At 52.4% G+C, this 24706-nt stretch carries 21 protein-coding genes, 1 tRNA gene and 2 pseudogenes; 14 read left to right on the forward strand and 10 right to left on the reverse strand.

The window, feature by feature from the left end; genetic code table 11:
• Positions 1 to 75: pseudogene (locus EYY67_RS24605) on the reverse strand (carboxymuconolactone decarboxylase family protein); the annotation flags it as partial.
• Between EYY67_RS24605 and EYY67_RS09945 the strand changes: the two are divergent.
• The 8 genes from EYY67_RS09945 to EYY67_RS09980 all read left to right on the forward strand — a co-directional run bounded on the left by EYY67_RS09945 (position 67) and on the right by EYY67_RS09980 (position 7974).
• Entirely contained in the window at positions 67 to 1140 is a 1074-nt protein-coding gene (locus tag EYY67_RS09945; protein ID WP_242675597.1) for an ABC transporter ATP-binding protein, read from the forward strand. The pseudogene EYY67_RS24605 and the gene EYY67_RS09945 sit on opposite strands and share 9 nt — an antisense overlap.
• A gap of 25 nt (positions 1141 to 1165) precedes the next feature.
• The gene (locus EYY67_RS09950) at positions 1166 to 2215 is read left to right on the forward strand and encodes an ABC transporter substrate-binding protein (protein ID WP_131693427.1); all 1050 of its coding nucleotides are present in this window, start codon (positions 1166 to 1168) and stop codon (positions 2213 to 2215) included.
• A 10-nt stretch (positions 2216 to 2225) separates the two neighbouring features.
• Entirely contained in the window at positions 2226 to 3053 is an 828-nt protein-coding gene (locus tag EYY67_RS09955; protein WP_095925593.1) for an ABC transporter permease, read from the forward strand.
• Entirely contained in the window at positions 3046 to 3873 is an 828-nt protein-coding gene (locus tag EYY67_RS09960) for an ABC transporter permease (RefSeq protein WP_131693428.1), read from the forward strand. Before EYY67_RS09955 ends, EYY67_RS09960 begins: the two co-directional genes overlap by 8 nt.
• Positions 3874 to 3911: 38 nt before the next feature.
• Positions 3912 to 5336 (forward strand): M24 family metallopeptidase, encoded by a 1425-nt coding sequence (locus EYY67_RS09965; protein ID WP_095925591.1) that lies wholly within the window; start codon positions 3912 to 3914, stop codon positions 5334 to 5336.
• Position 5337: 1 nt separating this feature from the next.
• Positions 5338 to 6027, forward strand: coding sequence for a flavin reductase family protein (locus EYY67_RS09970; protein WP_131693429.1), 690 nt, complete (start codon positions 5338 to 5340; stop codon positions 6025 to 6027).
• Between the two features lie 101 nt (positions 6028 to 6128).
• The gene (locus EYY67_RS09975; RefSeq protein ID WP_131693430.1) at positions 6129 to 7202 is read left to right on the forward strand and encodes a porin; all 1074 of its coding nucleotides are present in this window, start codon (positions 6129 to 6131) and stop codon (positions 7200 to 7202) included.
• A gap of 646 nt (positions 7203 to 7848) precedes the next feature.
• Positions 7849 to 7974, forward strand: a complete 126-nt coding sequence (locus EYY67_RS09980) for a hypothetical protein (protein WP_411740921.1) — start codon at positions 7849 to 7851, stop codon at positions 7972 to 7974.
• A gap of 163 nt (positions 7975 to 8137) precedes the next feature.
• Here the strand turns inward: EYY67_RS09980 and EYY67_RS09985 are convergent, their stop codons facing one another.
• Positions 8138 to 9100, reverse strand: coding sequence for a hypothetical protein (locus tag EYY67_RS09985; protein WP_119823867.1), 963 nt, complete (start codon positions 9098 to 9100; stop codon positions 8138 to 8140).
• Positions 9101 to 9348: 248 nt separating this feature from the next.
• Here EYY67_RS09985 and EYY67_RS09990 point away from each other — a divergent pair, with 248 nt between their 5' ends.
• The 3 genes from EYY67_RS09990 (at position 9349) to EYY67_RS10000 (ending at position 11863) form a co-directional block, all read left to right on the forward strand.
• Positions 9349 to 9672: a DUF3302 domain-containing protein gene (locus EYY67_RS09990; protein WP_119823865.1), complete on the forward strand. Its 324-nt coding sequence runs from the start codon at positions 9349 to 9351 to the stop codon at positions 9670 to 9672.
• Between the two features lie 4 nt (positions 9673 to 9676).
• Complete coding sequence (locus tag EYY67_RS09995) at positions 9677 to 10813, forward strand: HlyD family secretion protein (RefSeq protein ID WP_119823863.1); 1137 nt, start codon at positions 9677 to 9679, stop codon at positions 10811 to 10813.
• 198 nt (positions 10814 to 11011) lie between these two features.
• Positions 11012 to 11863 (forward strand): aldo/keto reductase, encoded by an 852-nt coding sequence (locus EYY67_RS10000; RefSeq protein ID WP_131693431.1) that lies wholly within the window; start codon positions 11012 to 11014, stop codon positions 11861 to 11863.
• A 97-nt stretch (positions 11864 to 11960) separates the two neighbouring features.
• Here the strand turns inward: EYY67_RS10000 and EYY67_RS10005 are convergent.
• From EYY67_RS10005 to EYY67_RS10025, 5 genes and pseudogenes are all read right to left on the reverse strand, one after another.
• A pseudogene (locus EYY67_RS10005) lies at positions 11961 to 12077 on the reverse strand (helix-turn-helix domain-containing protein); the annotation flags it as partial.
• A gap of 59 nt (positions 12078 to 12136) precedes the next feature.
• Complete coding sequence (locus tag EYY67_RS10010; protein WP_131693432.1) at positions 12137 to 15214, reverse strand: efflux RND transporter permease subunit; 3078 nt, start codon at positions 15212 to 15214, stop codon at positions 12137 to 12139.
• The gene (locus tag EYY67_RS10015) at positions 15211 to 16353 is read right to left on the reverse strand and encodes an efflux RND transporter periplasmic adaptor subunit (RefSeq protein ID WP_131693433.1); all 1143 of its coding nucleotides are present in this window, start codon (positions 16351 to 16353) and stop codon (positions 15211 to 15213) included. The genes EYY67_RS10010 and EYY67_RS10015 overlap by 4 nt, the downstream gene beginning before the upstream one ends.
• A 109-nt stretch (positions 16354 to 16462) precedes the next feature.
• Complete coding sequence (locus tag EYY67_RS10020) at positions 16463 to 17626, reverse strand: sensor histidine kinase (RefSeq protein WP_131693434.1); 1164 nt, start codon at positions 17624 to 17626, stop codon at positions 16463 to 16465.
• Positions 17623 to 18318, reverse strand: a complete 696-nt coding sequence (locus tag EYY67_RS10025; RefSeq protein ID WP_095921594.1) for a response regulator — start codon at positions 18316 to 18318, stop codon at positions 17623 to 17625. The genes EYY67_RS10020 and EYY67_RS10025 overlap by 4 nt, the downstream gene beginning before the upstream one ends.
• Positions 18319 to 18443: 125 nt before the next feature.
• Here EYY67_RS10025 and EYY67_RS10030 point away from each other — a divergent pair, with 125 nt between their 5' ends.
• Both EYY67_RS10030 and EYY67_RS10035 read left to right on the forward strand, forming a co-directional pair.
• Positions 18444 to 19229: a MipA/OmpV family protein gene (locus tag EYY67_RS10030; RefSeq protein ID WP_095921593.1), complete on the forward strand. Its 786-nt coding sequence runs from the start codon at positions 18444 to 18446 to the stop codon at positions 19227 to 19229.
• A gap of 266 nt (positions 19230 to 19495) precedes the next feature.
• Positions 19496 to 20194 carry an RluA family pseudouridine synthase gene (locus tag EYY67_RS10035; RefSeq protein WP_095925111.1) on the forward strand — a complete coding sequence of 233 codons (699 nt, stop codon included), beginning with the start codon at positions 19496 to 19498 and terminating at the stop codon, positions 20192 to 20194.
• 8 nt (positions 20195 to 20202) lie between these two features.
• Here EYY67_RS10035 and EYY67_RS10040 read toward each other — a convergent pair whose 3' ends face one another.
• The 3 genes from EYY67_RS10040 to EYY67_RS10050 all read right to left on the reverse strand — a co-directional run bounded on the left by EYY67_RS10040 (position 20203) and on the right by EYY67_RS10050 (position 24366).
• Complete coding sequence (locus tag EYY67_RS10040) at positions 20203 to 20742, reverse strand: DUF2058 domain-containing protein (RefSeq protein WP_095921592.1); 540 nt, start codon at positions 20740 to 20742, stop codon at positions 20203 to 20205.
• A gap of 135 nt (positions 20743 to 20877) precedes the next feature.
• Positions 20878 to 23088 (reverse strand): catalase/peroxidase HPI, encoded by a 2211-nt coding sequence (katG, locus tag EYY67_RS10045; RefSeq protein ID WP_229920950.1) that lies wholly within the window; start codon positions 23086 to 23088, stop codon positions 20878 to 20880.
• Positions 23089 to 23340: 252 nt separating this feature from the next.
• Positions 23341 to 24366 carry an LLM class flavin-dependent oxidoreductase gene (locus tag EYY67_RS10050; protein WP_095921591.1) on the reverse strand — a complete coding sequence of 342 codons (1026 nt, stop codon included), beginning with the start codon at positions 24364 to 24366 and terminating at the stop codon, positions 23341 to 23343.
• Between the two features lie 259 nt (positions 24367 to 24625).
• Here EYY67_RS10050 and EYY67_RS10055 point away from each other — a divergent pair.
• Positions 24626 to 24701: transfer RNA gene (locus EYY67_RS10055), tRNA-Asn, on the forward strand.
• The last annotated feature ends 5 nt before the right edge of the window (positions 24702 to 24706 follow it).

Consider the following 24706-nt stretch of genomic DNA (forward strand, 5'->3'; position numbering starts at 1 on the left):
CGTGTAGGCATAAAGCTGGACGAGAATCTCTTTGGTTTCGTTTATGGTGAGTCCTGCATCAAGACCCTGGTTCAGGGGCTTACACACAGTTATGGCGGGAAAAATGCCATAAACGATGTCTCATTCCATATTGAGGCGGGCGAAATCGTTGCCTTGCTGGGTCCAAGCGGCTGCGGCAAATCAACCGTACTGCGCGCCATTGCTGGACTGATCCAGCCAAAGGCCGGGCAGATTGATCTAGGAGGGCAGAACCTTGCGGTCGTCTCTGCCAGAGCGCGTGGTATTGGGATGGTATTTCAAAATTACGCGTTATTCCCGCATCTGACCGTTGCTGAAAATATTGCCTATCCTCTGGCCTGCCAGCAGATTTCACGTGCCGAACGTAAACAACGCGTAGAAGAGATGCTGGCGCTGGTCAGACTGAACGACTTTGGCAATCGACTGCCGCGCGAGCTGTCGGGCGGACAGCAGCAGCGCGTCGCCGTAGCTCGCGCCATTGCCGGTCGCCCTTCACTGTTGCTGCTTGATGAACCCTTTGGTGCATTGGATCGTGCGCTGCGTTTTGATCTACAGGTTGAACTGCTGCATCTGCAAAAAACGCTGGGCATCACCACGCTTATCGTTACCCACGATCAGGAGGAAGCCCAAAGCCTGGCTAATCGTCTGGTGCTGATGAATAAAGGTCAGGTTGAGCAGATTGATACCCCGATGGCCGTCTACGACAAGCCAAAGACCTTGTTCGTTAACACATTTATTGGTCAAACCAACATGCTGCACGGCACGGTAGGCCAGCTAGAAAATGACAGCACGCTGATTACCCTGACCGATAATAAAACCCTTCGCTTGCCTCGACGTTTGAATTTCACACAGGGTTCCAGGGTCACTGTGACCTTCCGACCGGAGGAGGTTCGCCTTATTCCCCAGCGTGGCGAAAACACGCAGCCCGTTCGTATGACCGTGTCCGTCCCGCTTGGCCCTTCTCTTGTGCACGATCTGGCGCTTGAAGATGGTAACAGCCTGCGCGCATCGGAACTTCGCGGGCCATCCACCTTTATACCCGCGCCGGGAACTCAACTTTTCGCAGAAATTGACACCACTCGGTGTCACGTTTTTCCGGCTGAACCGGAATTTACCCGTTAATAACAGACTATTAGAGGTAGATAGAATGAAAGACTTTGAAATCAGTCGTCGTCGGTTCGGTTATCTGGTGGCCGGCGTTGCTGCGTCGACATTGCTCCCCCTTTCACTGCGTGCAGCGGCTGCCAGCCAAAGCAGCGCAATTGCCGCGACGTTCCCCGGCAACTGGGAAGACGCCTATCGCAATACGCTGACGCCCATCCTGCAGAAAGAGGGATTCGGCCTGACCATCGCGCCGGTGATGGCGCAGGACCAGTTGGCTAAAACCCTGGCAAGCCCGGGCCGCCCGCCCTATGACACACTGCTGATGTCACCGGGGCAAACTACCGTCGCTATCCAAAAAAATCTTATTCAGAAAATAGATCCGAGCCGATTGAAGAATTGGGACTTACTGGACCCCTCGTTTCAAGGCGAATATGGTCCGACCGTGACGGTTGAAGTCAACGGCATTGCCTATAACCCCGATTTGGTTCCACGGCCTAAAGGCTATCGCGATCTGTTTGAAAACCCCGCCTATAAAGGTCTGGTTTCCTGGACGGGCTTTGAGTCAAACACGGCGGTCATGGCCTATACGGAGATGGCCAAAATCTTTGGTACCGGCCCGGAAGATATGCAGGCCGTCTTTGAATTATTCAAAAAACACCCGGACCAGCTGAAGGGGATTGTCGACAGCACCAATCACCAGATGACACTTTTCCAGCAAGGCGAAATTGCCGTTTTCATGTGCAGCACCAATAACGTTTCTCGTCTGAAAAGCCTCGGGATGAAGGCGGAATTTGTTCACCCTGAAACCGGCTCGCCGGCGGCGCCGGTCAACATCCATCTGACCAAGGGATCAACCAACCTCGACGCAGCCTATGCCTACATGGATGCCGCCATTTCGCAGAGCGTTCAGCAGCAGTTGATGCAGCCTCCAACAGACATGTTCCCGACCAACAAATCGGTGGTGCTTTCTCCCGCTATTGCCGCCTATGTCACTCGCGAGCAGATAAAAACGCTGGTTTATCCAGACTGGGCGTCAATCAACAAGAATCGTGATACTTGGATCCGCCAGTTCGACACGCTGGTTGCCGGTTGAGGTGAATAAAATGAAGCAGAGCGGTTTTCCTTACGTTATTCCGATGCTGGTACTTTCCGTGGTGTTCTTTGCGACCCCGCTGGCCGTTCTGGTGGGTTATAGCTTTGCTGGCCCGCACGGCGTCACCCTCGGCCATTATGGGCAATTTTTCGGCGACTCATTTAACTTTCGCGTTCTGATTAATACGGCTCGCCTTGGTATAGAAACGGTCATCGGAACCACCCTGCTCGGCGTGCCTATTGCCTTGCTGTACTGGCACAGCGGAAAAAATGTGCGGCAGATTCTGGTTTTTCTGACGCTCATTCCGATGTTGACGAGTAACGTCGTCCGTACCTTTGCCTGGATAGTTATTCTGGGCCGTCAGGGGCCCATCAGTGAAGCGCTGTTCTCTTTAGGGATCACCGGGACGCCAACCAGCCTGATGTTTACCGAGCTTGGGCTGGTGTTGGCCATGTGCCAGATTGACCTGCCGCTGATTATTCTGCCGTTGATTGCCGTGCTGTCTCGTACGCCTTTCCAGCTTACCGAAGCGGCTCAGGTCTCCGGTGCGGGATCCTGGCGAATACTGGCTACGGTGCTGATACCGCTGATGTTGCCGGGGTTGCTTGCCGGCTGGATTTTAGTTTTTGCCAGTACCAGCAGCTCGTTCGTCACGCAGGCAGTGATCGGGGGGGCGCGTAATGTTTATGTGCCGCAGCTCATTTATCGTGAAGTCAGCACGCTGTTCAACTGGCCGCTGGCCTCTGCCATTGCCGTGGTATTGCTGTTGACCACCGGTTGTCTGCTGGTCGCATTGACCATGATTTCACGCCACAGGAGATTGGTCGGCCATGCCTAATCATCGCGATAATCCTATCCCTGCCGTTTTATACAAGGTTTTTGTTTACGGCTTTGGCTCGCTTTGCGTCATCTATCTGGTTGCGCCGATCGTTATCGCATTGATGATGTCATTTACTTCGGGCCAGACGTTGAAATATCCACCACAGGGATTTTCCCTGCGCTGGTATGAAGCGCTACTGGATCCCGTCAGGTCCGCTACCGAACATATCGCGGCGTGGAATTCACTGAAAATTGCCGGATTGGCCGTTCTGGGCGCGCTCCTGTTTGCGGTACCAGCCACCATTGGCATGACCCGCATGAAGCGCCGAAGCGTCAACACCCTCGAGCCCTTGTTGCTGGCGCCTTTAGTCTTGCCGAGTCTGGTCTACGGCCTGGCCGCGCTGATTGTCGCCAATTTTATCGGGTTCCAGCCTTCACTCTGGCTGACCGTGGTGGGGCATGTGGTGGTGTTTGGTCCATTAATGTATCGCGCGGTTTCCGTGGTTGCACAGGGCATGAACCCTTCCCTTGCCGAAGCGTCGACCACGATGGGCGCCAGCTGGTTTATGACCCTGCGCCGCGTCACGTTACCTCTGCTGACGCCGGGGATTATGGCTGGTGCCTTTTTAGTGTTTATTCAGTCGCTGGACAACGTCACCGTCTCGCTTTTCCTTGCTGATGCCCGTACCACGGTGCTTCCGCTGCGCATGTTTGCACTCATTGAAGAATCACTGGATGTTCGCGTGGCGGCTATTTCAGGAATATTAATCGCCGTGACGTTACTGGGTCTGTTGATTGCCCGACGGGTACTCGTCCCCACGCGACAGCTTCACGATTAAATAAAATGTCTTATTAGCCGATTTGAAAGGAATATTGTATGAATACTCGTGCGACACCCGCCGTAGGCTATCGCATCGGATCGCTGCTGGCCGATTTCCAGCCTGATTTCGAATTCTCCGCCCCTTTACCGTTGCCTGTTGAAGAGTTTGAGGAGCGCCTGCGCAGAATTAGACGTCAGGCGGTTGAAGCCGGGCACGACGCCATTATTGTGCATACCGGCAGTGTCGGTTGGTTCCATACCTCCAATGCTTACCTTCGCTATATTTGTGACTGGATGCGAGAGGGCGTGCTGATTGTTCCAACCGATTCGGACAAGCCACTGACACTCCTCTCATTTTTTACGCAGTCCGTCCTGCTGCCTCCCGGTGGCGAACCGCTGTTGGTCGATGAGATATGGCAGATTGGCCCTATAGGCCGTGAATATGCCGATCGTCCCGGGGATTCAGTAATTAAAACGGCTGAAAAATGTGCCGAGATTCTGGCGTATTTAGGACTTCGCCACGCTCAGATTGGCCAGATTGGCGATCGTACCTCTCTTACTTTCTGGGCGGCGCTCAATGCGCTGATGCCAAAATGTAAATTCGTTGCTGACAACCCTATCCTCGACCGGCTGCAAAAGGTCAGATCGCCCGGAGAAGTCGCGATGTTTCGCGCCGCTGCGCAGCTGGCCAGTATCGGGACCCAGGCCGCCTACCACGTTGCCAAACCGGGCGTAACCGATCACGAAATTTTTGCAGCCTTCACGATGGCACAAATGGCCTTCGGCGGCGAAACCGGCGACGGTTATCAGATTGGTATCAATGAATTTGGTACCCACTGCGGCAAACCCTATGGACACGTTGTACGGCCTGGCGACCTGATTAACCTGTATATTTCTAACGTGACCTGGCGCGGATATACGGCACAGACCGCCCGCATGATCGCCGTGGGTGAAATCACGGCGCATCAGGAAGACGTGCTTGCCGCCTGCACCGAAGGCGTAAAACGTGCGGAAAAGCTGATTAAACCCGGCGCACTGATGCGAGATATCAATAACGCCGCCTTTGAGCCCATGATTGCCCGCGGCATGCTGACCTCACCCGAAGCGCGCACCATGCCTTATAACTGGGCGCCCGAAGAGGATGGTTCAGCCAGATTGATCCCGCGTCAATATGTCAAAGACATCGACTGGGAAGCTCAGGGCAGAAAATTAATGCACGTGTATCCGGCCACCTATGGCCCTCACAATCCGAATCTGGGTCATTCGATCGGCATGGCGGGGGGGCAAAACAGCTTTAACATCTCCTCGCACAACTACGACCGCCTTGAAGAGGGCATGATTTTTGTTCTGCATGCCCAATGGCTGGAGCCTCTCGCAGCAGGCTGTAATATTGGCGACTGCTATGTCGTTACCGCCGACGGATTCGAGAATCTCAGCCGTCACACCCCGCTCGAGACACACCGCATCGATACCGGAGCATAAGATGACAAGCCCAACCTCACATACGTATTTTGATTTTGCCTCTTTGACCGAACGTGAACGGTACAAGATTTTGATTGGTACGGTGATCCCGCGCCCGATAGCGCTGGTCACCACGCTCAGCAAAGAAGGCTTACCCAATGCCGGTCCGTTTAGTTTTTTCAATGTCCTGACCCACGATCCGGCAATAGTCGCGATTGGGGTAGAAAATTACGCTGATATGCGCTTCAAGGACACGGCACGTAACATCCGTGAGACCGGCGAATTTACCGTTCATATCGTGGATGACGCCCTCGTCAATCAGATGGAAATCTGCGCCATTAAGTTTGGGCCGGATGTCGATGAACTGGAGGAAGCCGGCCTGGAAACTGTGCCTGGGGAAAAGGTGCGCAGCCCACGTATTCTCGCCGCGCCCGCTGCCCTGGAATGCCGCCGTCACACCATTCTTCAGGTAGGGGCCGCCCGCGAAATTATTCTGGGTGAAGTGATCGGCGTCTATGTTCGCAGCGATGCTGTCAATCCCGAAAATCTGCACATCGATCAGCAATTAATGGATGCCGTTGGACGTATGGGAGGTAATACCTACTGTCGAACGCGGGATCAGTTTGATGTTAAAACAATGACCAAAGAACAATGGGAGGCCCGCGAAATGACACAAAGAAATAAGGAAACCGATTTATGGTTAAATAAGTAAAGCGCTGAGGGTATTAATTGTAAAGTCAAAATCGTTGCGTTAATTGTGGAAAAATATAACCCCGCAAAGGGGATAATAATATTTACTGGCAGGGTAAAAAAATGATGAAGCGTTCAGTCGTGGCGATAGCAATATCGCTACTGCTCGGCATGTGCTCTGCACAAGCTGTCGAAATTTATAATAAAGACGGTAATAAACTGGATTTAAATGACAGAATAAAAGTTTCCCATGTCATATCTGATAATAGTGAGAATAGCGGCGATGCCTCATCAAATATTCAGGGTGGTTTTATCGGTGAAACGAAAATCACAAACAAACTGACGGGTTACGGAACCTGGTCTTATCAATTCAGTTTACGTGACTCGGAGGGGAGCGATGCACAAGATGGCAATGCCACCCGCCTTGGCTTTGCAGGCCTAAAATATGATACGTGGGGGTCCGTTGACTATGGCCGTAATTTTGGCCTGATTTACGACGTGATGGCCAATACGGACATGTTACCCTACTTTGGTAGCGACTCTGACTATAACGACGTCTTTCTGGCCGGCCGTTCTTCCGGTTTACTGACCTGGCGTAATAATGGATTTTTCGATCTGGTCAAGGGGCTGAATATTGCCGCTCAGTATGAGGGCAAAAATGACCGCAGCGGCAGCGACAATGTCGTTACGCGTTCTAATGGCGACGGATTTGCCTTATCTGCCTCTTATACCTTTGATTCCGGGATAAGTTTTGGCGGTGCTTATGCCAGTCTGGACCGGACCGAAGCGCAAAATTCCTTTGTCCGCGGAAAGGGCAACAACGCTCAAAACTGGGCAACCACCGTGAAATATGATGCTAACCAGATTTATCTGGCGGCTGTATATGGTGAAACGCTAAATGCAACGCCGATCAGTGGAGGATTTGCCAATAAAGCCAACGTTTTTGAAGCGGTTGCGCAATATCAATTTATAAATGGATGGCGCCCCTCTCTGGCCTATATCTCCTCCAGAGGAAAAGACATCGAGAATATTGGCGATGCCGATATCATAAAGTATGCGGCCCTCGGCACGTATTATTATTTTAATAAAAACATGTCCCTTTTTGCCGAATATCGTCTTAATCTGCTAAAAGACAATAATCCTCTAAATGTTGCTACCGACAACATACTTGCTGCAGGTCTCGCGTATCAATTCTAGTCAGCTGGCAAAGAATTTTCGATATTACGCAATGCGCGTTACCTCGATAGGTCACCCCCTATGGCGTATGTCATAGGGGGTTCAAACCTGCGCGGACCAAGCTCCAATACTGATGGACCATCACGAAGAAGTCGCAGACTTTGCATCAGTTGAAACTTCCCGGCGTTTCAACTGATGCAGAATTATGTATGGTACACCTATGATAAATATACTAAACCCTCACCTTCATGAATAAATATTGAGGAGAGCGCAATACCCATTTTATTATGAGCTTCAATCTACGATTATTATTCCCGAAGACATTGCAGCACGAGCATTTAACGTAGTCTAGGTTGGTTTACTGATATTCATTTTTTATTAGAATTTTCGCTATTTGAACATGGCAGCCGAAGCAATACTCGGGACTGCTTTGAGCGAAAAGCGGAAGTTCGCGATTGATACTTACATCAAGGTAACTTAAGTTATGGGTAGCAGGTCAAATCACTATGAAGTAGTGTTTGTCTTTAAATTGGCCACCGACACTCTCTGACTATTGACGGCGATTTTCGTGCTTAAATTAAACATACCAGCTACTTATTTACCTACTATACTCATGATGTTGCTTTACTTGATTAGCAACACACCATCAACCATCAGGAGATATTAAATGAAGAAACTTGTGCTTGGTCTTATTACAATAACCCTATCATTCAGCGTATTCTCAGCAGAACTAATGTCAAAAGTAGAGTTTGAAAAGGTGAAACAAAACTATGTTAAAGTTGGTGACATTTAATTTTTAACCTCAGCAAATACCTCGAATAAAATTTCTGGCCCCGCAATTGTTTATAAGAAAAAGTAGTATGCAAAAAATTTAAATTGCTTCAATAAACCCAAACCTCGAAAAAGTCTACCTCATGTCCCGATGCCCTGAAATCGCCACAGGCTCAATTGCGCGATCAAAAACTGATTGCCATGCCGATACCGTAACCCGTGGTGTTATTTCCGAACATGTAGCGTGCGACCACGCGTGTACGGCTGATTACAATATCATACTTGCTGCTGTCGAGTTCCAACCCAAGGCCTAACGAATTTAAGCTATCAAAACCTAACTGGCCTCTTTGATTTCCCAGGTATTCTGTGCGTGCACCTTCCATTACATACCGTACCGGTTTATCCAATAGCGTCCAGTCGGCTATTGGTGCTCTACGGCGCAAATATAGCCCGATATTTTCCGCGTCGGCGTTGCCGCTGACAACGTCCGAGCTGGTGGCGAAACTTTGCAAATGTTGATAGGAATAGCGTAATTCCAGGTCAATATCCTGGGTCTTGGAGAACAGTTCGTAGTCCAGCATCAGTGCTCCGCCCAACCCGTAGGCATTAAGGCGTCCACCGTCGAGGAAGTCGTACTCGCCGCCCCTTTGGCGTTCAAGCACCCGGGCGCCGATGCGTAAATCGCTCGCCACTGTACCTAACGAAAAGTTAGCGATGGGGCGTAATACCAGGTTACCCCCCAATTTATCTTTGAGAAGCCGGATGTCCCAGCCAATGCCCCCGGTGGCCGTCACGCTGTTCCATTTGACCGGGATATTACGACTCTCGCTGCCATTGGAGACAACAAACTGGGGATCGTATCGACTATATCCCAGAACACCTTCCAGATAGATGGGGACCTTTTCACTCAACGTAGCTCCGCCACCCATCTGAGTGAGAGAGAGCGCCGTACTCTCGTTGGATGTATTGCGGATATTGAGGTCGCTGGCGGTGATATCAGGCACCACCGTATAAGTCATTAGTGAAAGAACCGCATTGGCCCGTTTCTTGATGAGGTCCCCACCGGAGGAAAAAGTCTTCGCGCTTCCCAGCAATAGTATTAATAAGATGACCATTTTGAACTGATAAATTGCGAACCGTATCACCATACTTGGCTCCATTAAAAACCTTTACTGGTGGGATATAGTTATATTATATGTTTTCTCTTTAAATGAGCGCTGAGAAAGCACTATAAAAACCAGCCCATCGTAAATAAAACAGCTCTAATTTCATGGATTTAAATCTAAACACTCTGTAAACATTCAGTATAGTGTATTAATGCGCATAAAAAAAAGGCAGCAATGCCATTTGACGTCTATTATTTACTCAACACCACTTATTGAGGTTCTAGGCCGCTATGTTCCTGAATTATTTTGCATTGGGTGTCCTTATTGTAGTCTTCCTCGTTATTTTCTATGGGATTATTATTCTTCATGATATTCCCTATCTCATTGCCAAATCCAGAAATCATCCTCATGCTGATGCTATCCACGTGGCAGGCTGGGTGAGTTTATTTACGCTACATGTTATTTGGCCGTTTTTATGGATATGGGCCACATTGTATCGTCCCGAACGCGGATGGGGCATGCAAACTCAGGAAGCTTCCTTGACCCAGTTGCAGCGACGGGTCACGGAATTAGAACAAAAACTGGTAAACACCAACATTCCTCCATTGGAGTAACACGATGGATTTACTCATTATCCTGACTTATGTCGCTTTTGCGTGGGCAATATTTAAGATTTTCAGAATACCGGTAAATAAATGGACAATACCCACTGCGGCCTTAGGTGGCGTCTTTTTAATTGGCGCTCTCATTTTATTGATGAATTACAACCATCCCTATACAGATTTGGCGCAGAAAGCAGTTATTTCAATTCCTATTACTCCTCAGGTAACGGGTATTGTTAGCGAGGTAACCAATAAACAAAATACGTTAATGAAAAAAGGAGACCTTCTTTTCAGGATCGACCCAGCCCGCTTTCAGGCTCGTGTTGATAAATTACAAGCTGATCTGGTGACGGCTATTCACAATAATCAAGTACTCAAGGGACAATTAGAGGGCGCTATCGCTAACACATCTCGCGTCAGTGCCGAACGCGATCGTTTATATAAAGACTACCAACGTTACCTTACCGGGAGCAAAGCGCGTGTAAACCCTTTTTCTGAAAGCGATATTGATAATGCCCGGCAAAACTACCTGGCTCAGGATGCGCTTGTGAAAGGGTCGGTTGCCGAGCAGTCACAGATTCGAAGTCAGTTAGACAGTGTGCTGAACGGGGAGCAATCGCAAATAGTGAGTATCAGAGCTCAGCTGGCAGAAGCTAAATATAATCTTGAGCAAACCGTCGTTCGGGCTCCGAGTAACGGTTATGTCACTCAGGTATTGATTCGACCGGGAACGTATGCAGCTTCCCTTCCCCTGCGCCCGGTAATGATATTTATTCCTCAGCAAAAAAGGCAAATCATAGCTCAGTTCAGACAAAACTCGCTGCTACGACTGGAGGCTGGCGATGAGGCTGAAGTTGTATTCAACGCACTCCCTGGGCAAGTATTTTCTGGAAAATTAACCAGTATTCTTCCCGTAGTACCAGGAGGGGCATATCAGGCTCAGGGTGCCCTTCAGTCACTGAGTAACGTCGCGGGCAGCGACAGCGTGATTGCCATCATTGAACTGGCGCCAAACAATGAAATTGACGTTTTGCCTGATGGTATTTACGCACAAGTGGCCGTGTACTCAGACCATTTCGCCCATGTTTCAGTGATGCGTAAAGTACTGCTGCGTATGACCAGTTGGATGCACTACCTCTATCTGGATCATTAGTGAAATGGTCGATAAAAGTTGGCCACTTCATGAGGTGGCCATTTAAAACCCCTGTAGGTCCGCTGTTGGCACAAAGCCGACCATCCCCCCCTCAAAAATTAATGAACTCATCTAATAAGCCCTAGCGAATTACCCCATCTAATCGAATAAATTACTTTGCGTTATGCTTTTCCTATACAACAGCTGAAGGATAACGTCATGCAAACTGTAAAACTGAACAACGGTATTGAAATGCCCCTGCTGGGCTTTGGTGTCTTCCAGATGACGGATGCTGCCGAATGCGAAAAAGCCGTTATTGAGGCCATCGATACGGGATACCGCCTGATCGATACCGCCGCGTCTTACCAGAATGAAACCCAGGTCGGGAACGCACTGAAACAAAGCGGTATCGCCCGTAACGAACTCTTTGTAACGACCAAGCTATGGCTGCAGGATACAAATTATGAGGGCGCTAAAGCACAATTCGAACGCTCCCTGAACCGACTGCAACTTGATTATGTCGACCTGTACCTGATTCACCAGCCTTACGGCGATGTCCACGGGGCCTGGCGAGCTATGGAAGAACTGCAACGGGCAGGCAAAATTCGCGCCATTGGTGTCAGCAACTTCCATCCTGACCGGCTGGCCGACCTTATCGCCTTCAACAACATTGCCCCTGCAGTAAACCAGATTGAAGTTAACCCCTTCAACCAGCAGCTGCATGCCGTTCCATGGAATCAAAGCCGTGGTATTCAGCCGGAAGCCTGGGCTCCGTTTGCAGAAGGTAAAAATGGTCTGTTCCAGCACCCCGTGTTAACGGCAATTGGTCAGAAGTACGGCAAAAGCGTGGGCCAGGTGGTACTGCGTTGGATCTTCCAGCGAGGCATCGTTTCACTGGCCAAATCGGTGCGAAAAGAACGCATGGAAGAGAATATCAACATTCTCGATTTTGAACTCAGCGCTGAAGATATGCTGCAAATTGCCGCCCTCGACACCGCAACCAGCGCCTTCTTCTCTCACCGCAACCCGGCGATGGTGGAGTGGCTGACTGGCCGCAAACTTGATGTTTAAGTTGCGGTAAAGGCGGCATTTATTCAATGCAAAAGCTTTTTTAGGTCAATCTGAGGAAAGGTTTGAACTTCGGCTATACCAGACTTCGCTCGGCATGCTCCCCGGCTTCTGTGGGGGCAACGCTTCGTGTCGTGCGGGTCAGAAGGCGGATATTCAGCCTTTCCTCCAGTGCCTTCATCGCGTGGCTGAGTGCAGACGGAGAAACACCCAGTTTGGGTTCATTTCAGTTCGATTGCACTGCCGCATCCGGAAAAATACCCTTGTGAAAAAAGTTTATCGATTGATCCTTCCTGTATCACGACGCCTTTCAAACTGCATAATAATACTCAACGAAGCAGGTAATACTGTCAGCGTGACGACCGTGCCAATGATAAGCCCGCCGATAATCGCATAGGCCATGGGTCCCCAAAAAACCTGCCCGGCAATCGGGATCATTCCCAGTATCGCAGCGCAAGCCGTGAGCAATATTGGCCGGGAACGATGTTGTGCCGCTGCTTTGATGGCCTCATCGCGGCCAAGCCCCTCCCTGACGTTATTGTCCACTTCACTGATAAGGATCACCGCGTTGCGGATAATCATGCCTGCCAGTGCGATGATACCCAGCAAGGCAACAAAGCCCATCGGCGTCCCCGTCGGCAACATCGCCAGCACAATCCCAATCAGTCCGAAGGGAGCCATAAACAACGCGAGAAGCATACGGGAGAAGCGCTGCAACTGAATCATCAGCAGGGTCAGCATAACAAACAGGGTAACCGGCAATACCGCGAACACCGAGCTGTTGCCTTTGTCCGACTCGGCCACCACACCGCCCTCCTCTATCGTATACGCCGGCGGTAACGTTGCCCTGAAACGTGAGACCAAAGGAGAGAGCTGCTGAGAAACCCCCTCTGCACTCAGACCTGCGGCTAAATCAGTTTGTACTGTAATAAACGGCAGGCGCTGACGACGCCAGATAACCGGGTCTTCAATTCCCCAGACCGGCGTCGCCACCTGACTCACGGGGATTTTCTGCCCTTTTGCCGTGGTGATCATCAGCCCGGACAGCGTCGTCAAATCTTGCCGTTCGCGCTTATTCCCCCGCAGAACAACATCAATCAACCGGTTTTTATCCCTGATGGTGGTGACTACGCTGCCAGACCAGACTGTGTTAAGTAACGTAGCGAGGCTTTCGGAAGTAACACCCGCCGCCCGTGCCGCAGTCTGATTCACCTTTAAGGTGATGACCCGTTCGGGTTCACCGGCGGTCAGGTTAACTTCGCGGGTTTCGGGACTGTTTCCAAGAACGCTGGCAAGTTGCTGCGCAATCTGCCTGACCTTTGCATAATCGGGTCCGCTGACACGATATTTTACCGGCCAGCCGACGGGAGGACCCAGTTCCAGCGGCGAAACGCGCGTCGTGATATCGCTGAAATCCCGGGCCAAAACCGTTTCCAGTCGCGCCCGTAACGTATCCCTGTCCTCCAGACTTTTGGCGACGATGACCACCTGTGCCGTGTTCTCATCATTGAGTAACACGTCCATAGGCAGGTAAAACCGCACTGCGCCTGACCCCACATACGTAGAAAAATGGTCAATGTTCGGATTGTTTTTCAAGGCGTGCTCCAGCCGCTCCGCCTGACGCGCCGTGTCGCGTTGAGAAGCATTGCCGGGAAGCGTAAGGCTGACCAGCAGTTCCGGACGATCCGACGCCGGGAAAAACTCGCCCTGCATAAACGTGGTCGCATAAGCGGCAAGCCCTAACAAAAGGCAGGCAAAGCCGACGGTCATCACGCGATGCATCAGAACCTGATTAAGCAGACGCTGATAGAAACGCATCAGTCTGCCCTGTTTTTCAGCGTGTGATGCCAGTTTCTCAGGCAACAGCCAGGTTCCGATCAGGGGTGAAAAAAGGATGGCCACGACCCAGGAACATAAAAGCGCAATCAGAACCACGGCGAAGAGAGAATAGCAATACTCTCCCGCACTTGAGGCGGCAAACCCCACCGGGATAAAACCCGCTATCATCACCAGCGTGCCGGTCAGCATCGGGAAAGCCGTCGTTTCAAATGCGTAAGTCGCCGCCCGCCATGTAGGATCACCGGCCTCAATGCGTGACACCATCGCCTCGACGGTGATCATGGCATCATCCACCAGCAGACCCAGGGCGATGATTAACGCACCCAGCGAAATACGTTGTAACCCGATGCCGGCAAGCATCATGCTGATAAACGTCATCGCCAGCACGATGGGGATCGCCGCAGCCACCACCAGCCCGGCACGGGTGCCTAATGAGACGAAGGACACCGCCAGCACAATCACCACAGCCTCAATCAACACCCGGATAAAGCCGCTTACCGCCTGCGATACTACGGCCGACTGATCCGCAACTTTAACCATTTCAATACCGTGCGGGAGCTGTGCGGCAATCACGGCCATCCGGTCATTAAGTGCCTTGCCAAAAGACAGCATGTTGCCTGTGGAAGCCATGGAAATGGCAAGACCGATAGCGGGCTGCCCGTTGACCCGGAATGCCGGTGACGGAGGCTCGGCATCCTGGCGGCTAATCTTCGCGATATCCGTCAGCGGAATGTAGCGCCCGGCAATGTGCAGCGTCACCGCGCGTAAACTTTGCTCTGACGTCAGTGCGCCACTCACACGCAGGGCAATGTTTTCACTGTCGGTTCGCAAAACGCCTGAAGGTTCAACCGCATTTTGCGACTTCAGTGCATCGGTGACTTGCCGGAGATCCAGTCCCATTCCCGCCAGTTGTGCCGGTGAAAATTCGAGAACCATATTCTCCTCCTGCACACCCAGCAGGCTGGCTTTTCCCATATCCGGCAGCGACATCAGACTGCGGCTGATATCATCGACCTTGTCACGAAGCTCACGCGGCGTGAAACCTTCCGAAGTAAAGCCATAAAGGGTGCCAAAGGTGTCATCAAATTCGTCATCCACCGAGGGAGCCTGCACACCTGCTGGCAGTGACGGCGCGATATCCTGCATCTTTTTGCGCACCTGATACCAGATACCCGCAACCTCTGAAGGGGGTGTGTTATCGCGAAGATTCACAAAAATAACCGATTGCCCGGCACGCGTTTCGCTTTGCACAAAATCAAGATAAGGCGTTTCCTGCAGTTTTTTCTCCAGCGTATCGGTGACCAGATTAACCGTATCCTCCACGCTTGCCCCCGGCCAGCTCGCGGATACCACGGCAGTTTTAATGGTAAACGCCGGATCTTCATTACGGGGGAGTTGCTCATAGCTGATGACGCCCGCCGCCATTAACAGCAGCATAAAAAAGGCAATCAATGACTGATGATTCAGCGCCCAGGCTGAAAGGTTGAAAGCCCCGACGGGGGAAGACGGTTTCATTCACTGTCCTCCCCGGGCATCACTTTTTCACCTTCACGCAGTTTACTCACCCCGGCAATGACCACCCTTTCGCCAGTGTGTACACCGGCGGAGATAAATATTTCAGAACTACTGTAACGTCCCACAACGACCGGTCGTAAATGCAGTGACTGCGTTTTTTCATCAACGACAAAAATGGCCGGTTTATCCCCGGCGCGGGTCAGTGCAGAGGCAGGCAGTGCTGTCAGAAGTGGACCTGACGCGATAAGTGTCAGTTGAACACTGGCACCGAGTGCCATGGCCGGTGGCGGGTTATCGAGGGTGATGCGAAGGCGCCAGGTGCGGGTTTGTGGGTCGGCTTGCGGGCTGACATCGCGGAAATGCCCCTTCGCGACCATGGAAGGGGTCGAAAGTAACGATATAGTAAACAGGCTGTCAGCTTGCTGAGGAACAGACTGGGGCTCGGCCACATCAAATACGGCATCACGCAGGCTTCCACTGGCCAGGGTGATCACAGACTGTCCGGCACTGACCACTTGCCCTGCCGACGCGCTGACCTGGGTTATCACCCCGTCAGCCGGAGCCGTGAGCTTTGTCCAGGACACGTTTTCCTGCGCATTTTTGAACGTATCTTCACTGCTCTGACGCTTCGCGCGGGCTGCCTGCCAGTCTGCCTGCGCACTATCAAGCTGCGAGCGAGCGACAGCCCCGGAAGGCATCAATAACTGCATACGCCTGAGATTAAGCGCCGCGACCTGCTCAGCCGCCCGGGCACTGTTCAAATCGGCCTGCGCACTGCTGAGCTGGTTACGGCTGGTCTCACTTTCTTGCGTGGCCAGAACCTGTCCGGCGATCACGTGGTCCCCCACTTGCGCCTGTCGCGTAAGAATACGCCCGTCCAGCCGGAATCCGAGCGTCACCTCTTCATGGGCGCGAATTTCACCCGTTTGAATCAGGGAGCCGGAAGCAACAGGCGGCGGTGCGGTAAATGTACGCACCGGCCTGATGGAGGGCGCTTGTTTATGGGCTTTTTCACCACAGCCTGTCAGCACAATGACAATAACGAGCAGACAGGCGGCAGGAATGAAGGGAAGCATCCGACCGGAGGCGGATAAGTGGCGAACGGCGTGGCGCACATAATCGGTGAAGGTAACAGCCATGACAGTCTTCCTGAATTGAGATATCGCTATTCAATCCGTTCACTGTCCAGATTCCCGTAATATTTCATCAAGAAACCGTCAAGATCATCACTTTTTTATTACCGGCCATTCAGGTCAGGCTTACGGTGATGATCAACCCTCCCTGCGCTTTCAGTGATGCCCTTATGCTGCCGCCATGTGCTTCGCATATTGCACGGGCAATCGACAGCCCTAATCCGCTTCCGCCGGAATGTCTCGCGCGGGAGGCCTCTGCCCGGGTAAAACGTTCAAACATCACCGGAAGAAAATCCCCCTCGACACCGGGACCAAAATCCTCAAAGACAACGTCGACCCCCTCTGGTCGCTGCACCACATTAATGTCCAGACGCTGGCCCTCAGCGGCATAGCGCAACGCATTCTCCATCAATATGGTGAAGACTTGCCCAATACGAAATGGATCCCCGACGTAATGGCAAACCTCCGATGGCTTCAGGATGATGCTAAACCCCGCCTGCGTTGTCTGAGGATTAAGCCATGCTGCGCGCTCACGCAGCAATTCAGTCAGGTCTGTTGGGACGTTATCAAGATTGAGCTGGCCTGCATCGGCCAGTGACAGCAGGTGAAGCTCATCAATCAACCGGTTTAAGTGTAGAAGTTGTTCCATGACCATCTGCAATTGTCGCGGCTCCGGTTTAAATACCCCGTCAAGCATCCCCTGCAATCGTCCCACGGCCGCCGTCAGCGGTGAACGTAATTCATGTGCCATCGCCACGTGTGAAGCCCGCAACTCCCTCTCATAACGCGAGAGTTGCAGCATCATGGCGTTAAAATCATCAGTAAAGTGGATGAGTTCGGACGGGGCATTTTTAACGGATCTGGCACGCGTATTGAAATTACCCTGGGTCACGGCTCTCGCGACCTGTGCAAGATCACTGAACTGCGAGGACAACGGACGTGCCGCTTTGAGGCCGAGTATCACAATAAAGGGAATGACCACGACGACCAGTATGCCGACCATCATCCAGTCGGCATTCGCAATAGACGGATCCGAGTAACGCGCGCCCCAGCCTTCATCGATAATCTGATGAAATCGCGCAAGATTTAGCTCCGGATTTTCACGCAGCACGTCAAATTCTGCCCTGAGCGCAGGAGACATATGGTGTAACACCCAGAGGTTCTCAATGGCAAAACGCAGCCACATGCAAAACGCAATGACGATCACGCTGCCAATGGCCAGCGTCAGGATGCGGACACAAATCCAGCGCCATAATGACTGAGATTGGATCGAAATCATGGCTGTCTGAACCTGTAACCGACGCTGCGCACGTTGACCAGCACGTTAACAATGCCCGCTGATTCAAGCTTCTTACGTAAGTTGTAAATGTGCGTGTCCACCACGCGCTCAAGCGCCTCGCTTTCAGGCAGGCAACTTTCCAGAAGATGCTGACGGGAAAACGGGCGTGTGGGTGTGCGCATCAGTGTCGTGAGCACGGAAAACTCCGTCGGCGTCAGATCAAGGTAGGAAAGCGTGCCTGCGGGCGTCCTGACGGTTGCAGTGAAGGCTTCCGCGTTCACTTCCAGATCTCTCCACCGGAGGATCGGTGCTGATTTTTCACCTGACGACATCCGGCGTATCACCGCCTGCACCCGCGCCACTACTTCAGCAGGATTATAAGGTTTAACAATATAATCATCGGCACCGAAACGCAGCGCACTGATCTTATCGGGCATGTCCCCCATCGCCGTCACCATAATGACGGGAATGCTGCTTTCCCGACGCAAGGATGCTAATACCTCTGTTCCCCTCATGCCGGGAAGCATCACATCCAGCAGAATAAGATCCGGCTTCCAGCCCTGTGCGATACCCAACCCGGACAGGCCGTCTCCCGCAATCTGTACTTCATAACCTTCACGTTTCAAATAGGCATCGAGAACGTCCGCCGCATCGGCATCATCTTCAATAATCAGGATTCGTTTTGTCTGCATTTTGGTCGCCTTGACTGTTTCTTCATAAATTCCCGACAGTTTATTGACACTGCCTCTTCATACTTCGGGTCTCAGACGCGGCTGCAATCCGCTACGAACCATACGTTTGGGTGATGAGGAATCACATGATATCCAGAAAACTAATACTGCACATTACCTGTTTCGGTCTGTCCGCAACAGTGCTTCAGGCACTGGCTGACGATACCCCACCCGCCCCCACTTTTACCGTCGGCATGGGCGCACAGAGCGCGCCGCGCTACAGCGGTTCCGATCAGCGCCACTGGCTGGTCGCGCCGGTCATTCAGGCACGCGACGGTGCCTTTTTCTTCGATTCGCTCAAAGGCGTGGGTTATGACCTGCAGGCGGATAACGGCCTGTATCTGGAGCATACGCTGGGATACGGCCTAGGGCGGACTGACAGAAATTCCACCTGGAGGGATGGCTCGAACAAGCTCAAAGGCATGGGGAATATTGATGCGACGATGAATACCGCGCTCGCGGTCGGCTGGTCAGCCACGCCGTGGCTGTCTTTTGAGGGTAAAGCCACCCTGCCACTGACGGACAGCCAGGGCGCGCATTACCAGACTTCCGTCACCCTGCTCCCGGTGCAAAATGACACCGACACTGTCGCACTTCAGTCGGCGGCACTCTTTGGTGACCGCCGCTATATGAACACCTTTTATGGCGTGAGCCGTGAACAAAGCAGCCGTACTGACTTCGCGCCTTATCAGTCTGACGGGGGGTTCTATGGTGTGGACAGCAGCCTGACCTGGAGCCACCAGTTCACGTCGCACTGGGGCGCCGTCGTCAGTGCCGATTACACCTGGCTGGACGACAAAGCCGGTAACAGCCCGATTGTCGTTAAGCGCGGTGGCATGACTTACAACCTGGGTGTGCTTTATACCTTCTGAGGGCCTGAACACCTTCAACGTATGAAAAGTTGTCCTCACGGCGACTTTTCATACGTCCAAAATCACTCACATTTCTGCATGATAAAGGCGGCTCAGATGAAAGGAGATATCGCAACACTGGTTGTGATCATTCTGTTTTATTTATTCTCATATTATTGCGTTTTTTTATTATTATCGCCCCGGCGTTTTTGAGGCCACGTCAGTCGATTCGCCAGCTGGTTGAAAATTCGTTATCATCCGCCTCCCTTTTGCCGCCGGTCAGTCTGATGTCTGTGATCACCGATACGTTTATTGCCCCGCCGTGCCATGACGAGATAGAAATCCTCTTTCAGGACGATCATCTGGTGCTGATCAATAAGCCCGCCGGGCTGCTCAGCCTTTCGGGGAAAAATCCGCAAAATCTGGATTCCGTACATCACCGGCTGGTGAGGATTTTCCCCGGCTGTACGCTGGTTCACCGGCTGGATTTCGGCACGTCAGGATTACTGGTGGTTGCCCGCAATAAAGCGATTAATGCCGCGCTTTGCCAGCAGTTCAGTCAGCGTTCGGTGACGAAGGTCTACAGCGCACTGCTTTGCGGGCACCTGCGCGACGACGAAGGGGTGATAGATGCGGCGATTGCCAAAGATCCGGCGCTGTTCCCGCTGATGTCGATTTGCGCCATCCACGGTAAGCCCGCCCGCTCACGCTTTAAGGTGATTGAACGGTTTCATCGTGAGGGGGAAGACGGGACGTTACTGCCGCTGACGCGGGTGGAACTGATCCCGGAGACCGGGCGAACCCATCAGCTGCGCATTCATTGTCAGCAATTGGGCCACCCGATTTTGGGCTGTGACCTGTATGGCGGACGCCTGTTGCCGGGCACAGAACTGACGCCGCGATTAATGCTGCACGCCAGTGCATTGAATTTTGTTCATCCCGTCAGCGGAGAGAAAATCGAAGCCCGTAACCGCTGTCCGTTCTGAACGCAGTATCACCACATCAGATCATCAGGCACTTTAAAATCAGCGTACGGATCTTCTTCATCCTGTTCTTCCTGACTCAGCGCGCTGTTCAGCACAATACTGCCGGCATCACGCTGCGCGATTTTATCGGCCACGCTGGCCGGGATAATCGCGTACTGACTCTCGCCACCGTTATCCACCACCAGACGCGCAATCGCGAGACGACCGCTGATCAGCTGAGCCTGGGTGGTTTTATCCACATAGATTTTTTTAATCAGATTATTGTCGGTGAAGTTAAAACCGATATCGCCTTTTGAAATATCGATTTTATTCATTTCAATCAGCTGCTTCACCTGCGCTTTATATTCTTTCGATAACGCGGCTTGTTTTTGCTGTTCGCTGAGCTGCCTGTCACGTTCAAGTTGCGCTTTTTTATTCTCTTCCACCGCTTCTCTGGCCTCACGGGCCTGAACGCGGGACTTTTTAGCCGTTCTTTCCACTTTGGCCATTTTCTTGCTGGTCACTAAGCCGGCTTTGAGCAGTTGCTCTTGTAAAGTAAGTTTTGTCATCTTGGTTTCTGAATCCGCTGAATAATGGGCGGGATTATACCTGTAATTGCAGACACGATCCCAGTCAGCGCGCCAAATTAGAAAAGCCCGCTCAGGGCAACCTGCGCGGGCTTGATACTTTCAGGCTTTTGTCTCTCAGAGTTCGAAGCGATCCAGATCCATGACTTTGGTCCATGCCGCGACAAAGTCTTTCACGAATTTCTCTTTGGCATCACCGCTGGCGTAAACCTCGGCGCTGGCACGCAGCACCGCGTTCGAGCCAAACACCAAATCGGCGCGGGTGGCGGTATATTTCACTTCCCCGCTGACCCGATCGCGCCCTTCGAAACGTTCGCCGGTCGCATCGGTGGCTTTCCATTCCGTGCGCATATCCAGCAAATTCACGAAGAAATCCGTGTTCAGTTCGCCCGTTTTATCGGTGAAGACGCCCAGATCACTGCCGTCATAGTTCGCCCCAAGCGCACGTAAGCCCCCCACCAGCACGGTTAATTCCGGTGCGGTAAGCGTCAGTTGCTGAGCCTTGTCGATCAGCAGATTTTCGGTTGAGGTGTTGGCCGACTCCCCACGGTAGTTACGGAAACCATCTGCTTTCGGTTTAAGCAATTCGAAGGATTCAACATCCGTCTGATCCTGACGCGCATCCACACGCCCCGGCGTGAACGGCACTTCAATATCGACATTGACCGCTTTTGCCGCTTTTTCGACACCAACCACGCCCGCCAGCACAATCACATCTGCCAGAGACGCTTTCGGGAATGCCTGCTGCACGGATTCCAGCGTTGGCAATACACGGGCGGCGATGGCATTCACGTCCCAGCCTCGCTGCGGTTGCAGCGCCAGACGGGCACCGTTGGCACCTCCGCGTTTGTCACCGCCACGGAAGGTGGACGCCGACGCCCATGCCACCGAGGTCAGTTCACCGGCAGACAAACCGGTCGCGGCAATTTTTTCTTTCAGTTGCGCGATATCAGCGACGGTCGGGTGATAAACCGGCGCCGGTAACGGATCCTGCCAGATGAGATCTTCTTTCGGCACTTCAGGACCGATATAGCGCGCTTTCGGCCCCATATCCCTGTGCGTCAGTTTGTACCAGGCACGGGCGAAAGCCTCGTTAAACGCCTGCGGATCGCTGTGGAAACGACGGGAAATCTTCTCGAATTCCGGGTCAAAACGCAGCGTCAGATCGGTGACCAGCATGGTCGGTTTGCGTTTTTTCGCGGTATCAAACGGATCAGGGATAATGTCCGGCGCATTGACGGCTTCAAACTGAATCGCACCGGCAGGACTGCGGGTCTGCACCCACTCGTATTTGAACAGGTTCTCGAAGAAATAGTTGCTCCACTGCGTGGGGGTCTGTGACCAGATGACTTCCAGACCGGACGTGATGGCATCCGCGCCGACACCGGAGCCGTAGTTGTTGGCCCAGCCCAGCCCCTGTGCTTCAATCGGTGCGGTTTCAGGATCAACATCGACGTGGGTGGCGGGACCTGCGCCGTGGGTTTTTCCGAGCGTGTGCCCGCCGGCAATCAGGGCGACGATCTCTTCATCGTTCATGCCCATATTACCGAACGTGGCGCGGATAGCCGGGGCGGCCGACGCCGGATCGCCACTGTGATTCGGGCCTTCCGGGTTGACGTAAATCAGCCCCATTTCCGTTGCGCCGAGCGGCGATTTAGCCAGTTCTTCAGGATGACGGTGCTCAAGCCAGGTGGTCTCGTCGCCCCAGTTTACGTCCAGATCCGGTTCCCAGACGTCTTCACGCCCGGCACCAAATCCAAAGGTGCGGAAGCCGGAGTTTTCCAGCGCGACGTTCCCCGCCAGAATATATAAATCGGCCCAGGAAATTTTCTGGCCGTATTTTTGTTTCACCGGCCATAACAGACGGCGCGCCTTATCAAGGCTGACGTTATCTGGCCAGGAGTTTAACGGTGCAAAACGTTGCTGGCCGCGCCCCGAGCCACCACGCCCGTCAACGGAACGGTAGGTCCCGGCGCTGTGCCACGCCATGCGGATGAACAGGCCGATATAACTTCCCCAGTCGGCAGGCCACCAGGGTTGCGACTCGGTGAGCAGCCCCTTGAGATCGGCTTTGAGTGCGGAATAGTCTAATTTGGCAAATTCTTTACGGTAATCAAATGCTTCGCCCAACGGGTTTGAGCGCGCGGAATGCTGATTCAATAAGTCGACTCTGAGCTGGTTAGGCCACCAGTCGCGGTTACCGGTCCCGCCGCCAGAGGCTTTATTGGTATTTCCCTGATGGAAAGGACATTTGCTGACATCGGCTTCTCTGTTTGCTTCAACAATGGGCTTTGCGTCTTTTGCTTCTTCATCAATAGAACTGCTCATGCTCACACTCCTGTTATGTAGTCTCATTGCTACTCTATACGCGGATTTACGCCAGTCACATCTGAATTACCCTATGTATTTGATAGACCTTCCCTTCGGATTTATGCGCAGACATTGAAGGTTTTGACAGCACAAAAAGGGCCACAGTGATTATAGAATAGCCACTTAATAAGCGAGGCTTCTCTTTCAGGGTCGCAAAATGAAAAAAGCCCGCGTGAGTTTCCTCAGGCGGGCTTCAGGACGGACGGGAGATTAATCGCGCCAGCCCATTTCAGGGGCCACATGTTTAAGTATCGATTCAATCACATGCACGTTGTACTCCACGCCAAGCTGATTCGGCACCGTCAGCAATAACGTATCGGCTTCAGCAATCGCTTCATCCTGCTTCAGCTGTTTGATCAGCAGGTCCGGCGTCGCCGCATAGCTGCGGCCGAAAATCGCCCGGGTTTTCTCATCGAGGAAACCGACTTTATCGCCATCGTTGCTGCTGCCGCCAAAATAGGCACGGTCACGGTCATCCATCAGCGCGAAAATACTGCGACTGACCGAGACGCGCGGCGTTCGCGTATGTCCAGCCTCTTTCCAGGCTTCACGATAAGCGCGGATCTGCTGCGCCTGCTGAATATGGAACGGCTCACCGGTTTCATCATCTTTCAGGGTGGAGCTTTGCAAATTCATGCCCAGTTTCGCCGCCCAGACTGCCGTGGCATTCGAGCCAGCGCCCCACCAGATGCGCTCACGCAGACCTTCAGAATACGGCTCAGGGCGCAACATGCCCGGCGGATTCGGAAACATCGGCTGCGGGTTCGGTTTCGCAAAACCTTCACCACGCAGCACATCAAGAAAGGCTTCGGTATGACGACGCGCCATATCAGCCTCAGTTTCACCTTCAGCGGGCTGATAGCCAAAATAGCGCCAGCCATCCACCACCTGTTCCGGTGAGCCACGGCTGATGCCCAGTTGCAAACGACCCCCAGAGATCAGATCGGCCGCACTGGCATTTTCCGCCATATACAGCGGATTTTCATACCGCATGTCGATCACGCCGGTACCGATTTCAATTTTGCGGGTCTTCGCACCAATGGCGGCCAGCAACGGAAAAGGCGACGCCAGCTGACGGGCAAAGTGATGCACCCTGAAGTAAGCGCCATCCGCGCCGAGCTCTTCTGCCGCGACCGCCAGATCGATAGATTGCAGTAACGCCTCAGCCGCCGAGCGGGTGCCCGACTGCGGAGAAGGCGTCCAGTGACCAAATGATAAAAATCCAATCTTCTTCATAGCGTGTTTATCCTCATGTCCGGGTAATCCTGACGTTGAGCCATCGCGAAATGGCGCAGTAATAGGCTTACTTTACGCGACTCAGGATGAGAATAAATATCATTTGTTTAACATACTGATTCAGTTTATTTGATGAATGCCGCCGATTTTTGGCTATTTTTTAATAAGCTGAACAAATTGTCTTCCATCAGAACGCCGATCAAAAAAATACTTTGCTACCGGCGGCGTCACTCGCTATTATGCGCCCCGTTCACACGATTCCTCTGTAGTTCAGTCGGTAGAACGGCGGACTGTTAATCCGTATGTCACTGGTTCGAGTCCAGTCAGAGGAGCCAAATTA

Origin of the sequence: Rahnella victoriana (assembly GCF_004330295.1) — a bacterium.
In the GTDB taxonomy this organism is placed as follows: domain Bacteria; phylum Pseudomonadota; class Gammaproteobacteria; order Enterobacterales; family Enterobacteriaceae; genus Rahnella; species Rahnella victoriana.